Source organism: Stenotrophomonas bentonitica (genome assembly GCF_013185915.1).
Lineage (GTDB): Bacteria > Pseudomonadota > Gammaproteobacteria > Xanthomonadales > Xanthomonadaceae > Stenotrophomonas > Stenotrophomonas bentonitica.
Genome location: NZ_JAAZUH010000002.1, coordinates 741307 through 754595 on the forward strand (window position 1 = coordinate 741307; position 13289 = coordinate 754595).

Below are 13289 nucleotides of genomic sequence, written 5' to 3' on the forward strand. Positions count from 1 at the left end.
CCGGGTCATGCGTGGAGCCGGCCAGCGGCCGGCACTACGTCGGGATTTCCGGCAATGCCAGGTTACCCGGGGCGCTCGGGGCTTGGCCTTTTCGCCAGTTTTCGCTGCAACGAGCGCCGGTGCATGCCCAGCAGGCGTGCAGCGGCCGAGACGTTGCCGCCGGTCTCATGCATCGCCTGCTGGATGTGTTCCCACTGCAGGCGGCTGATCGGGGTCATCGCATCCGGTGGCTCCATCTCGCCGTCGTCGGCCGGGCCGTCGTCTTCCTCGCCCAGTGCGCGCAGGATCATCGGCACCGTCGCCGGTTTGGGCAGGTAATCGTCGGCGCCCAGTTTGATCGCTTCGACCGCGGTGGCGATGCTGGCATAGCCAGTCACCAGCAGGATGCGCATGTCTTCGCGCAGTGCCCGCAGCGGCTGGATCAACGCCAGCCCGGATTCCGAACCGAGCTTGAGGTCGATCAGCGCGTAGGCCGGCGGCTGCTGCCGGGCCAGCACCAGCGCCGAGGCGATGTCGCTCGCGGTCATGGTTTCCAGACCCTTGCGGGCCAGGCTGCGCTGCAGCGTGCGCAGGTACAGTTCGTCGTCGTCGACCAGCAGGCCATGGCTGGCGCCGGGCAGGGCAGGGGTAGTCATTCGGGTTTCTCCGGTGCAGCCAGGGGCAGGCGGAAGCCGACGCGGGTGCCGGCCCCCTGGGCCGGGCGCATCCACAACTCGCCGTCCAGGCGCTCGATGGTGGCATGGGACAGGGCCAGGCCCACGCCCATGCCCTGGGTCTTGCCGCTGTTGAACAGGGTGCCGGGCAGCACCGCGTCGCGCGCGTCGAAGCCGCGGCCGTAGTCGCGCACTTCGCCGATCAGGTCGGCGCCCTCGATGCGCAGGCTCAGGTCCACCTGCGGGCGCCCGGCCTGTTCGCCAGCGTCGGCGGCGTTGTTGAGCAGCACCATCAGCAGGTGACCCACGCCCGGGTCCAGCGGCAGCTGCAGCGGCGCGTCGTCATTGCGGTTGAGCGTGATGGTCGGGCGCACCAGGCGCCACTGTTCCAGCACCTGCGGCAGGGTGACCCGGTCGCGCGCGCTGGACTGTCCCGCCGCCGGTCGCGCCAGCGCCAGGACCCGTTCCCGGCACTGCACCAGCAGCTCGCGCAGGGTGTCGACGTCGTCGCGTACTTCGGGATTGTCGGTCTGGTCGGCGATGTCGTCGGCAAGCAGGGTCATCGTCGCCAGCGGGGTGTTCAGCTCATGCGCGACCGACGCGGCATGCGTGGCCAGCGCGACGATGCCTTCGTTGCGTGCGAAGCGCTCGCGCAGCAGCGCCACCTCGTGTTCGCGGCGACGCAGCGCCATCGCCAGGCGCGTGGCGAAGGCCAGCACGACCGCGGCCGAGAGCAGGAAGTTGGCGACCACGCCCCATTGGTGCAGGTCCATCGCGCTGAAGTAACCGTGCGGCAGCGGCTTGCCGAAGATCCCGCTGACCGCGTAGCCGAGCAGGCAGGCCGCCGCCACCGCCAACGTCCAGCGCACCGGCAGGGCCAGTGCCGCCAGCGCGATCAGGATCAGGAACAGCGACCCGAACGGGTTGGCCACGCCGCCGCTCCAGCCCACCATCCAGGTCAGCACCGCCACGTCCACCAGGATGTGGCAGAACGCGGTCAGCGGCGCGGTGTCGTCGTCCAGCACCCGCAGCTGCGCGTACAGGTTGAACAGGATCAGCACCAGCACGCCCGACCACAGCGGCAGCTGCGGCAGTTCCAGACCCAGCACCCGGCTGGCCACCAGGATGGTCGCGGCCTGGCCGGCCACGGCCAGCCAGCGCAGGCTGCACAGGGTGCGGAGGAAGGGGGCGTCGGTACCGGTCATCGGCTGCCATCGTATGCGCTTGCGCGCCGGCGTGCCTGCGACAATCGGCCGCGCCCGGCCCGCGCCATTGCGTTAAAATGGGCAATGCACGACGCCGTCAGCCAACCGACCCAACCTTCCGACACCACCGTGTGGGCCCGCCGCCAGACCCAGGCCGTCCGTATCGGCGGCGTGGTCGTGGGCGGGGGCAAGCCCGTGGTGGTGCAGTCGATGACCAACACCGACACCGCCGACGTCGCCTCCAGCGTCAAGCAGGTGGCTGAACTGTGGCGGGCCGGCTCGGAAATGGTCCGCCTGACCGTGAACAACCCCGAATCGGCCGCCGCCATTCCACGCATCGTGGAAAAGCTGCGGATGATGGGGATCGAAGTCCCGCTGATCGGCGACTTCCACTACAACGGCCACCAGCTGCTGACCCAGGAACCGGCCTGTGCCGAAGCCCTGGCCAAGTACCGGATCAACCCCGGCAACGTCGGCTTCGGCAAGAAGAAGGACACCCAGTTCGCGCAGCTGATCGAGTTCGCGATCCGCTACGACAAGCCGGTGCGCATCGGCGCCAACTGGGGTTCGCTGGACCAGTCGCTGGCCGCGCGCCTGATGGACGAGAACAACCACCGCGCCCAGCCCTGGGACGCCGGCCGGGTGCTGCGCGAAGCGCTGATCCGTTCGGCGCTCGACTCGGCGCACACCGCCGTGGAACTAGGCCTGCCGCGCGACCGCATCGTGCTCTCGGCCAAGGTCAGTGGCGTGCAGGAACTGATCGCGGTGTACCGCGACCTGGCCCAGCGTTCGGACTTCGCCCTGCACCTGGGCCTGACCGAAGCTGGCATCGGCAGCAAGGGCATCGTCGCCTCGTCGGCGGCGCTGGCGGTGCTGCTGCAGGAAGGCATCGGCGACACCATCCGCATTTCGCTGACCCCCGAACCGGGCCAGTCGCGCACTGCCGAAGTAATCGTCGCCCAGGAACTGCTGCAGACCACCGGCCAGCGCGCCTTCACCCCGCTGGTCACGGCATGCCCGGGCTGCGGCCGCACCACCTCCGAGTTCTTCCAGGAACTGGCCAAGGTCGTGCAGAACCATGTGCGCGAAAAAATGCCGATGTGGAAGATCAACAACCCGGGCGCCGAGAGCATGACGCTTGCGGTGATGGGCTGCGTGGTCAACGGCCCCGGTGAATCGCGCCACGCCAACATCGGCATCTCCCTGCCGGGTACCGGCGAAGCGCCTTCGGCCCCGGTGTTCGTGGACGGCGAAAAGTCCGTCACCCTGCGCGGCGAGAACATCGCCCAGGAATTCGTGGAACTGATCGACGCCTACGTCGAACGTACCTATGTCCGAAACGCCGGATAAGCCGCCAGTGATGGCGGCGCCGGAAGCGGCCGCCGGCTTCCGTCACTGGATGGCGCGCAACGCCTGGCGCTTCTTCCTGCTGTTCGCCGGCGTGCTGCTGCCACTGGCCGGCTTCGTCGCGCTGGCCGAAGAAGTGCACGAGCTGGAAGCCTTCTATTTCGATGCCCCGCTGCTGTGGCGCATGCACGACGTGGCCCGGCCCGGGCTGGACGCCGCCTTCGTGCTGGTCTCGAAGATCGGCTACCAGTGGGGCGTGATTCCCGGCGACATCCTGATCGTGCTGGCCCTGCTGCTGTACCGGCGCTGGCGCGAGGCCAGCTTCGCGGCGATCAGCTTTGCCGGCTCGGCGCTGCTCAACATCGGCAGCAAGCAGTTCTTCCAGCGCGACCGGCCGACCCTGTGGGAGTCGATCGCCCCGGAAAGCACCTACAGTTTCCCCAGTGGCCACGCCATGGGCTCGATGACCCTGGCCGCGGTGCTGGTCCTGCTGGCCTGGAACACCCGCTGGCGCTGGCCGGCCGTGGCGTTCGGCGTGCTGTTTGCCGGCTCGGTCAGCCTCTCGCGGGTCTACCTGGGCGTGCATTACCCCTCCGACATCCTGGCCGGGTGGTGTGCCGCGCTGGTTTGGGTGGTAGGGTGCTTCCTGGTGATGTTCCGCCGCCGCCATCCCTGGCGCCGCCGGAACTGACACCCGCCCGCAGGGAACGGGCTGCAAGCGGCAACGGTTTCCGCGGACTTCGATAGGCCCGGTATACCGAAAAGGCCCGGCTTGAAAGACGGCGTCTTGGGTAATGCACTTCGTATGTGATGTGGGCATCAGAACGCGCTGATGGGGAGCGAACTTCCTTGTTATCGCAGGACCCCGGGGCTAGGCTTGCCCCGGATTGCAGCGTTTGGAACAGGGTGGGTGGGATGACGATTCGAGTGTATCTGGTGGACGACCACGCGCTGGTGCGTACCGGCATGAAGATGATCCTGTCGAACGAGACAGACATCGAAGTAGTGGGTGAGGCCGAATCCGGCGAAGATGCCCTGCCGGAGATCCGCAAGCTGCGCCCCGACGTGGTGCTGTGCGACCTGCACCTGCCCGGCGTGAGCGGCATGGAAGTGACCGAACGCGTGATCCGTGGCGACCACGGCACCCGCGTGGTGATCGTCTCCGTGCTCGAAGACGGCCCCATGCCCAAGCGCCTGCTCGAAGCCGGCGCCTCCGGTTACATCGGCAAGGCCTGCGACGCCCAGGAACTGCTGCGCGCCGTACGCGACGCCGCCCTCGGCCGCCGCTACCTGGGCAGCAGCATCGCCCAGAACCTGGCCCTGTCCAACGTCGAAGGCAGCCAGTCCCCGTTCGACAGCCTCTCCCCGCGCGAACTCGAAGTCGCCCTCCTGCTGACCCAGGGCCTGCGCCAGGAAGACATCGCCAAGCGCCTGAGCCTGAGCGCCAAAACGGTGAACACCCACAAGGCGCGGTTGTTCGAGAAGATGGGCATCCACGACAACATCGCGTTGGCCCGCATGGCCAGCCAATATGGATTGGTGGACCCGGCGCGACCCATGTAAACGTCGCAGGACCGCCCAGAAAAAATGCCCGGAAAAGTCCGGGCATTTTTCGTTACGCCGGAAATGGGGCGTCAATGCGACCGGACGCGCGCCACGATCTTCGCCGCCTGCGCCGCGCTCTCGCGCACCTTGTCCCATTCGCCGTTTTCGATCCAGTTGTTCGGCACCATCCACGACCCGCCGATGCAGACCACGTTCTTCTGCTCCAGGTACTCGGCCGCCGTGGTTTCCGTGATGCCGCCGGTCGGGCACAGCTTCAGGTCCGGAATCGGACCGGCCAGGCCCTTGATCATCGCCAGCCCACCCACCGCCGACGCCGGGAACAGCTTGCACACCCGGAACCCGCGCGCATACAGCGCCAGCATCTCCGTCGGCGTCCCCGCACCCGGCACCACCGGCAGCGGCGCCGCCGCCAGCGCATCGGCCATGTGCGCCGGCGTACCCGGCGTCACCAGGAAATCCGCGCCCGCATCAATGGCCTGCTGCATCTGCTCCACCGTCAGCACCGTGCCCGCACCCACCACCACATCCGGCAGCTCGCGCTTGAGCATCGCCAACGCCTCCATGGCCACCGGCGTACGCAGCGTCAGCTCGATGGCCGGCAGGCCGCCTTCGAGAAGCGCAGCGCTGACCGCGCGGGCCTGGTCCAGCGTGTGAACGGTAACGACCGGCAGGATGCCAGCAGCAAGCAGAAGAGATTCAGCGCGTTTCTGATGTTCAGCAATAGACATGATTTTTCCCGATTCGCCGACGCCAACGAGGCGCCGAAATGTGTGGTGAGGCGGCGGCGGGGGCCTCCGTAGCGACGCTAGAAAACATGGATGTTTTCTAGCAGCCCCCATGGATGGGTTCACGGCGTGTCGCGGAGGAGGCCCCCGCCGTCGCCTCACATCAGGCGAAACCCACCGCAGCCGTTGGCGCAGACCCGTCAGGCGTCCTTGGCCTCATGCGGCGCAAGCGCTGCAGCAGCGTCATGCCCCAGCTCGTACTCCGCATCGTAATTCCAGACATCGCCATCGTCGGTAGCCGGACCGCACGAGATCGAAATCGCGCCCTGGTCGGCCGGACCCACCAGACGGCGGTTCATCGCGAACAGATTGCGGCCCAGATCGTGCGCCGCCGGCGCCGTGTTCGGCGCCAGCTCGCGCGCTGCCCACTCCGCCGCATCCACCAGCACCTCCAGCGTGCCCGCTTCACCATCCAGACGGATCATGTCGCCTTCCCGCATGCGCGCCAGCGGACCGCCACGCGACGCCTCCGGCGTCATGTGGATCGCCGCCGGGAACTTGCCCGACGCGCCCGACAGACGACCATCGGTCACCAGCGCCACACGCCGCCCCTGGTTCTGCAACAGCCCCAGCAGCGGCGCCAGCGAATGCAGCTCCGGCATCCCGTTCGCACGCGGCCCCTGGTAACGCACCACCGCCACGAAATCCTGCGGCAGCAAGCCCGCCGCGTGCAGCTTGTTCAACACCTGCGGCGCATCCACCACCACCGCCGGCGCCTCGATCGTCCGGTACTGCGGCTTCACCGCCGACAGCTTGATCAGCGAACGGCCCAGATTGCCGCGCAGCAGCCGCAGCCCGCCCTGTGCCTCGAACGGCTCCGCCACCCCGCGCACCACCTCAAGGTCCGCACTTTCCGCGATCCCCTCGATCCAGGTCAGCCCACCCTCGCGCAGCGCCGGATCCTGCGTGTACTGCCGCATTCCGCCCTCGGCCACCGTCACCAGGTCCGCATGCATCAGCCCCGCATCCATCAGCTCCCGGAACACGAACGCCGTTCCGCCCGCCGCCGCGAAACGGTTCACGTCCGCCTCCCCGTTCGGGTACACCCGCGCCAGCAGCGGCACCAGCTGCGACAGCTGGTCCATGTCGTCCCACGTCAGCACGATGCCCGCCGCCCGCGCCACCGCGATCCAGTGGATCGTGTGGTTGGTCGAACCGCCCGTCGCCATCAGCGTCACCACCGCATTGACGATCGCCCGCTCGTCGATCAACCGCCCCAGCGGACGGAAATCGTCGCCCAGCGCACTGATCTCCAGCGCCCGCGCCGCCGCATGCCGCGTCAGCGCATCGCGCAGCGGCGTCTCCGGATTCACGAACGACGCGCCCGGCAACTGCACCCCCATCGCCTCCAGCAGCGTCTGGTTCGAATTGGCCGTCCCGTAGAACGTGCACGTACCCACCCCGTGATACGACGCCGACTCCGCCTCCAGCAGCTCCTCGCGCGTCGCCTGGCCCGCCGCGTAACGCTCGCGCACCTCCGCCTTCTGCTTGTTCGGAATGCCCGGCGTCATCGGACCGGCCGGCAGGAAGATCGCCGGCAGATGGCCGAACGCCAGCGCCCCGATCAACAGCCCCGGCACGATCTTGTCGCACACACCCAGGTAGACCGTGCTGTCGAACATGTCATGGCTCAGCCCGATCGCCGTCGACTGCGCGATCACATCGCGCGAGAACAGCGACAGCTCCATCCCCCCGCGACCCTGCGTGACACCGTCGCACATCGCCGGCACGCCACCGGCCACCTGCGCCGTCGCACCCAGCGAACGCGCCGTCTCGCGCAGGATTTCCGGGTAATGCTCGAACGGCTGGTGCGCCGACAGCATGTCGTTGTACGCCGTGATGATGCCCAGGTTGGGCGTCACGCCGCCGCGCAGGCGGCTCTTGTCGGTCGGCCCGCACGCAGCGAAACCGTGCGCCAGGTTGCCGCAGCTCAGCCGCGAACGGAACGGACCATCGCGCAGCGCAGCGTCGATACCGGCCAGGTACGCCGCGCGCGACGCAGCGCTGCGCTTGAAGATCCGCTCGGTGATGGCATGAAGGGTGGGGTGCAGGCTCATTGGCTACTACCGGCTATGAGTGAGGCGAAAAGGAATACGCGGCATGCCGTCAATCGCACCAGTGGATGCGCAGCTTGGGACCGTCGATATCGATCGCGTTGAGGATGGGATACAGCTGTGCGTTGTTGCTTTCCAGCGCCTGCTTCAGCACTTCCAGCTTCTGCTTGCCACGCAGCAGCAACAGGCGCTGGCGGCACGTGCGCAGTCCGCGCGGGGTGAGCGTGATGCGCAGCGGCCACTGGTTCGCGCCCGGGCACCCGGTCGCATCCAGTGCCGCGTAGGGCAGGGTGCTTTCCAGCGCCTTCGCCAGGTCGCGCGAACCCGGGAACAGTGAGGCCGTGTGCCCGTCGTTGCCCATGCCCAGAACCGCGACGCTGGGCGCCTGGTTGTGCTGGGCCTGCAGGTTGGCCGCGTACACGCACTCCGGCAGCGGCTTGCCGACCCGCACCAGCGGATCGAAGTGTGCGCCTTCGGCGCGCTTGAGCAGGTTCTCGCGCACCAGCCATGCATTGCTGTCGCTGTCCTGCGGCGAAAGCCAGCGCTCATCGACCAGGCTGACTTCCACCCGGTCCCACTGCACATCCAGCTCGGCCAGCGCCTGGTACACCGGTGCCGGCGTCGAGCCACCGGACAGCAGCATGCGCGCGCGGCCGGTTTCCTCGATGTCGTGGTTGAGGATCTGCGCCATTTCCGCAGCGACCACCTCGATCCACGCGTCGGCTTCGCCATGCCGGATGAAGGTGAAACGATTGGAGTTTTCCAGCGAATTCATGCGGCGCCTCCTGGCAGGTCGCGTTCGAGATCGGCGGCATAGGCGGCTGCGCCCAGCAGCCCGGCATGCGGATGCATCACCGCCAGCGACGGCACCCGCGCCATGATCGAAGAGAACCGGCCCTTGTGTTCGAAGCGCTGGCGGAACCCCGAATGCTGCAGCGAATCGAGCATCTTCGGCACCAGCCCGCCGGTCAGGAACACGCCGTCCCAGGCGCCCTGGATCAGCACCAGGTCGCCCGCGATCGCGCCGAAGACCGCGCAGAACACATCCACCGTGCGCATCGCCTGCGGGTCGCCGTGAAGCGCACGCGCAGTGACGTCCACCGGCTGCAGCTGGCCCGGATCGACATCGGCCATTTCGCACACCGCGCGATGGATGTTGACCAGGCCCGGACCGCAGATCAGGCGTTCATTGGAGACCCGCCCGAACTGTTCGGACAGGATTTCCAGGATCCGGATTTCCTCCGGCGTACCCGGCGGGAAGCTGACATGGCCGCCCTCGGTTTCCAGCGGGTAGCAGCGGCCGTGGCGCAGGATCAGCCCGCCCACGCCCAGCCCGGTGCCCGGGCCGATCACCGCATAGTTGCGCGGCTGGCCCGGCTTGCCCGGCACCCACGCCGCGCCGCCGACCTGGACCACGTCCTGCGGCTGCAGCAGCGAGATCGCCATCGCCTGCGCGGCGAAATCGTTGATCAGGTGCAGCTCGGTGAAGCCCAGCATCTGCGCGGTGCGCATCCGCGAGATCACCCACGGATGGTTGGTGATGCGCGCTTCATCGCCATCGACGCGGCCGGCCACGGCGAACACGCCGCGCTGCGCTTCCGCACCGATCTGCTCCAGGTAATGCCGCGCCGCTTCGCCCAGCGAGGGGAAGTCGGCCACCACGAATTCGCGGATGCTGTCGTTGATCAGCGGCGCGGCCAGGCTGGTGTCGGCCAGCGCGAAGCGGGCGTTGGTACCGCCGATATCGGCGACCAGCGCCGGTTGGGTCGACACCGTCATGCCGGATCCTTGCGGGCGGCGTCGGCGTTCACGTCGGCAGGCAGGAAGCCGAAGGCCTGTTCCGGGCCCCACTCACCGGCCGGATACGGCTGCAGCGGCAGGTCCGCCGCCTTCCACGCATCGCTGACGCTGTCGATCCAGGCCCAGGCCGCGCGCACTTCGTCGTCGCGCACGAACAGCGCGTGGTTGCCGTTGAACGCATCTAGGAACAGGCGCTCATAGGCGATGCGGCGATGCAGGCCGGTCGGCACCGACAGTTCCAGTTCCAGCGGGTGCAGTTCCAGCGCGCCCCATTCCGGGCCGGCCAGGCTGCTCATCAGGCCCAACTCGATGTTTTCCTGCGGCTGCAGCTGGAAGGTGATGCGGTTGGGCGTGGCATTGCCGCGGTCCGGGCGCTCGAACAGCCAGTGCGTGACCGGCTTGAGCGTGACCACCACGCGGCTGGTGCGTTCGGCCAGGCGCTTGCCGGTGACCAGGTGGAACGGCACCCCGGACCAGCGCCAGTTGTCGATGTGCGCGGTGACACCCACGAAGGTTTCCACGTCGCTGCCTTCCGGCGGCTGGTAAGCCTGCGCCGGCTGGCCGTTGATGGTGCCGGCGGTGTAGCGGCCACGCACGCTGTCGCGCGCGGCGTGCTTTGCATCCAGCGGGCGCAGTGCGCGCAGCACCTTGACCTTCTCGTCGCGGATGCGGTCGGCTTCAAGCGACGCCGGCGGCTCCATCGCCACCAGGCACAGCAGCTGCAGGATGTGGCTCTGGACCATGTCGCGCAGCGCGCCCGAGCGTGCGTAGTAGGCATCGCGGCCATCCACGCCTTCGCTCTCGGCGACCAGGATGTGCACCGACTCGATGTAGTTGCGGTTCCACACCGCCTCCAGCAGCGTGTTGCCGAAGCGCAGCGCGATCAGGTTCTGCACCGCGGCCTTGCCCAGGTAATGGTCCAGGCGGAATACGCGGTCTTCGTCGATCCACTGGCCGATGGTGGTCAGGATCTGCTGCGCGCTCTCGCTGTCGCTGCCGATCGGCTTTTCCAGCATCAACCGGTGCGGTGCGGCGAGTGCGCCGCCCAGGGCCAGGCCTTCGCAGGTGGAGATGTACAGGCCCGGCGGAATGGCCAGATAGCTCACGCAGTTGCCGTGCACCAGGTCGCGCACCGAGTCGGCCACCGACTGCGCGTCGCGCAGGTCGACCGAACGGTAATCGATGCGATCCAGCAGCGACTGGATGTCGTCCTGGCTGGCGCTAGGCATCGCCTGCTGCAGGCGCGGGCGCAGGATGTCGCGGAACGCGTCGGTGTCATGCGCGGACAACGCCAGTGCGCGGATCTTGAAGTTTTCCGCCAGCAGGCCGTCGCCAAGGAGGCGCAGCAGCGAGGGGAACAGATAGCGCTGGGCGAGGTCGCCGGTGGCGCCGAACAGGAAGAGGGTGTCGTGCATCGCTCGAGTTTCAGATCCGGGTGACATCGTTGTCAATCGCTTCTCGTCTATGTTCTCGGGGGTCCCGCGGGGCGCGATGTCCGGTTGCTGCTTTGCAACATGAACAGGCGCGTACCCGCTCATCATGGGGCATGTCACGGGCAGAGTGCGACGTGGTCATGACCGACCATTGGATACTGCCACGTGAAAACGTTTACATGGCAGAATGAGCAGACTGTATTCGATTGCAGTGGTCGCCGTCATGCGGCACCACGCCATCGACCTGCCATCGGGAGGGCCGACGGCAGTTCCGCACAACAGCCCGGCAGCGGGCGGACTGGAATGGGTGATATGGCAAAAGTGCAGTTGCAGGGCGTGCGCAAGGTGTACGACAACGGCCAGGTGGCCGTTCAGGGCGCGACCTTCGAAGTGGCCGATGGCGAGTTGATGGTGCTGGTCGGGCCGTCGGGGTGTGGCAAGTCGACCCTGCTGCGGATGGTCGCCGGCCTGGAGGAAATCAGCGGCGGCACCCTGAGCATCGGCGACCGGGTGGTCAACGACGTGGCGCCCAAGGACCGCGACATCGCCATGGTGTTCCAGAGCTACGCGCTGTACCCGCACATGACCGTCGCCGAGAACCTGGCGTTCGGGCTGAAGCTGCGCGGGCACGACAAGGCGACCATTGCAAAGCGCGTCAACGACGCCGCGCAGACGCTGGGGTTGACCGAGATGCTCGACAAGCTGCCCAAGGCGATGTCCGGTGGCCAGCGCCAGCGCGTGGCGCTGGGCCGGGCGCTGGTGCGCGAGCCGGCGGTGTTCCTGCTCGACGAGCCGCTCTCCAACCTGGACGCCAAGCTGCGCCACAGCGTGCGCACCGAGATCGCGCAGCTGCACCGCAAGCTGGGCACGACCATGATCTACGTGACCCATGACCAGGTCGAAGCGATGACCCTGGGCCAGCGCATCGTGGTGCTCAAGGACGGGGTGATCCAGCAGATCGACACGCCGATGGCGCTGTACGACCGTCCGGCCAACCTGTTCGTGGCCGGCTTCCTCGGCAGCCCGGCGATGAACGTGCTGCGCGGGCGGCTGGACCAGGGCAGCGACGGCGTGGTCGTGCAGGACGGTGCGTTGCGTGCGCCGCTGGGCAACGCCACCATCGATCCGGCCTGGATCGGGCGGACCCTGGCCGTGGGCGTGCGCCCGGAGCACCTGCAGCCGGCGGCGGCAGGCGATGCGACCGCGTTCGACGCGGTGATCGACGGCATCGAGCCGGTGGGCAACGAGATCTTCGTCAACATGACCCACGGCAGCCAGGCACTGGTGATGCGCGTGGCGCCGCAGGCGTTGCCGGCGGTGGGCGGCACGATCCGCGTGGCGATCCAGCCGCAGGGGCTGCATTTCTTCGACGCGGACAGCGGCGAGCGGTTGAACCACGACGTTTGAGGGTAGGGCGGCACGCGGGTTCGTGCCGCCGCCCGTTGGTCGGGCGGTGCCGGTTTCCGTGGGACACGCATGGCGTGTCGCTACCGGGGTGGGTCGAGACGCGTAGAGACACGCCATGCGTGTCCCACGGAACCCGTCAGCGGGCGAGCCCGTCCAGCAACGGCACGCCATGTGCTTCCACCCCGCCCACGCTCAACGCGCCCTCGGCCAGCTCCAGCGGCAACACCGCCAGCGCCAAGTCCCCGGCCACGCTGGCCACGGTGCCGATGTCTGCGCCGTTCTGCTGCACCTTGGCCCCGCTTTCCACGCCATCGGCCACGCGCAGCAGCTGCAGGGCGCGCTTGGCCTTGCCCAGGAAATGGGTGCGCGCCACGATTTCCTGGCCCGGGTAGCAGCCCTTCTTGACGCTGTAGCCGTTCAACCGGTCCAGCCCCAGCTGCTGCGGGGTCCACTGTTCGCGCTGGTCGGCGGCCAGCCTCGGCAGCCCGTAGCGCAGGTCGGACTGGCGCCAGGCCAGTTCGAAGCCCGCATCCGGCGCGGGCACCCCGGCCGGCGCCGGGCCGATCTTCAGCGTGCGCGGCAGGGCGTCGCTGCCCACATCCAGCTCCAGCGTCTCACCGTCCACGGCGATTGCCGCGCCGCTAGCCGCTTCCGGTGCAGTGAAGCTGCCGGCGACCCACAGGTCATTACGCACCTCCACCTTGACCTTGCGGCGGAACACGAAGCGCTGCAACTGCGACGCAATCGCATCGGCGTCGCCGTCGGCGAGCACCAGCAGCACGTGCCCGGCGTCCACCTTCAACAGCTGGAACACCGCCAGGGTGCGGCCCTTGGCGCTCAACCACGCGCTCCACTGCCAATGCCGCTCGGGCAGGGCTGTGACGTCGCTGGAGAACTGGGCGTGGGCGAACACCGCCGCATCCGCACCGCGCAGACTGAGCAGCGCGTGACCGGAAAGCCGCGGAAAACCGATGAAATCGAGGGGCAGGTTGTCAGGCACGTGAACGGGGTCTAAAATTTGTGCGTTGCGAGACCACCC

At 68.1% G+C, this 13289-nt stretch carries 12 protein-coding genes; 4 read left to right on the forward strand and 8 right to left on the reverse strand.

Features of this window, described 5'->3' with window-relative positions; genetic code table 11:
* Window positions 1-62 precede the first annotated feature (62 nt).
* Together HGB51_RS14565 and HGB51_RS14570 are read right to left on the reverse strand one after the other, a co-directional pair.
* Entirely contained in the window at window positions 63-635 is a 573-nt protein-coding gene (locus tag HGB51_RS14565; RefSeq protein ID WP_070208868.1) for a response regulator transcription factor, read from the reverse strand.
* Entirely contained in the window at window positions 632-1858 is a 1227-nt protein-coding gene (locus HGB51_RS14570; protein ID WP_070208867.1) for an ATP-binding protein, read from the reverse strand. Before HGB51_RS14570 ends, HGB51_RS14565 begins: the two co-directional genes overlap by 4 nt.
* A gap of 84 nt (window positions 1859-1942) precedes the next feature.
* Here HGB51_RS14570 and ispG point away from each other — a divergent pair, with 84 nt between their 5' ends.
* The 3 genes from ispG (at window position 1943) to HGB51_RS14585 (ending at window position 4768) form a co-directional block, all read left to right on the forward strand.
* Window positions 1943-3208, forward strand: coding sequence for a flavodoxin-dependent (E)-4-hydroxy-3-methylbut-2-enyl-diphosphate synthase (gene ispG, locus HGB51_RS14575; protein ID WP_070208866.1), 1266 nt, complete (start codon window positions 1943-1945; stop codon window positions 3206-3208).
* Window positions 3189-3896: a phosphatase PAP2 family protein gene (locus tag HGB51_RS14580; protein WP_070208865.1), complete on the forward strand. Its 708-nt coding sequence runs from the start codon at window positions 3189-3191 to the stop codon at window positions 3894-3896. Before ispG ends, HGB51_RS14580 begins: the two co-directional genes overlap by 20 nt.
* 224 nt (window positions 3897-4120) lie before the next feature.
* Window positions 4121-4768: a response regulator gene (locus HGB51_RS14585; RefSeq protein ID WP_070208864.1), complete on the forward strand. Its 648-nt coding sequence runs from the start codon at window positions 4121-4123 to the stop codon at window positions 4766-4768.
* A gap of 71 nt (window positions 4769-4839) precedes the next feature.
* Here the strand turns inward: HGB51_RS14585 and HGB51_RS14590 are convergent, their stop codons facing one another.
* The 5 genes from HGB51_RS14590 to zwf all read right to left on the reverse strand — a co-directional run bounded on the left by HGB51_RS14590 (window position 4840) and on the right by zwf (window position 10825).
* Window positions 4840-5499 (reverse strand): bifunctional 4-hydroxy-2-oxoglutarate aldolase/2-dehydro-3-deoxy-phosphogluconate aldolase, encoded by a 660-nt coding sequence (locus tag HGB51_RS14590; RefSeq protein ID WP_070208863.1) that lies wholly within the window; start codon window positions 5497-5499, stop codon window positions 4840-4842.
* Between the two features lie 197 nt (window positions 5500-5696).
* Window positions 5697-7613 (reverse strand): phosphogluconate dehydratase, encoded by a 1917-nt coding sequence (edd, locus tag HGB51_RS14595; RefSeq protein ID WP_070208862.1) that lies wholly within the window; start codon window positions 7611-7613, stop codon window positions 5697-5699.
* 49 nt (window positions 7614-7662) lie between these two features.
* Window positions 7663-8385 (reverse strand): 6-phosphogluconolactonase, encoded by a 723-nt coding sequence (gene pgl / locus HGB51_RS14600; RefSeq protein WP_171966869.1) that lies wholly within the window; start codon window positions 8383-8385, stop codon window positions 7663-7665.
* Entirely contained in the window at window positions 8382-9389 is a 1008-nt protein-coding gene (gene glk / locus HGB51_RS14605) for a glucokinase (RefSeq protein ID WP_070209661.1), read from the reverse strand. The genes pgl and glk overlap by 4 nt, the downstream gene beginning before the upstream one ends.
* The gene (gene zwf / locus HGB51_RS14610) at window positions 9386-10825 is read right to left on the reverse strand and encodes a glucose-6-phosphate dehydrogenase (RefSeq protein WP_070209660.1); all 1440 of its coding nucleotides are present in this window, start codon (window positions 10823-10825) and stop codon (window positions 9386-9388) included. The genes glk and zwf overlap by 4 nt, the downstream gene beginning before the upstream one ends.
* 330 nt (window positions 10826-11155) lie before the next feature.
* Here zwf and HGB51_RS14615 point away from each other — a divergent pair, with 330 nt between their 5' ends.
* Window positions 11156-12250 (forward strand): ABC transporter ATP-binding protein, encoded by a 1095-nt coding sequence (locus HGB51_RS14615; protein ID WP_171966870.1) that lies wholly within the window; start codon window positions 11156-11158, stop codon window positions 12248-12250.
* A gap of 136 nt (window positions 12251-12386) precedes the next feature.
* Here HGB51_RS14615 and ygfZ read toward each other — a convergent pair whose 3' ends face one another.
* Window positions 12387-13250, reverse strand: a complete 864-nt coding sequence (ygfZ, locus tag HGB51_RS14620; RefSeq protein WP_070209071.1) for a CAF17-like 4Fe-4S cluster assembly/insertion protein YgfZ — start codon at window positions 13248-13250, stop codon at window positions 12387-12389.
* Window positions 13251-13289 lie beyond the last annotated feature (39 nt).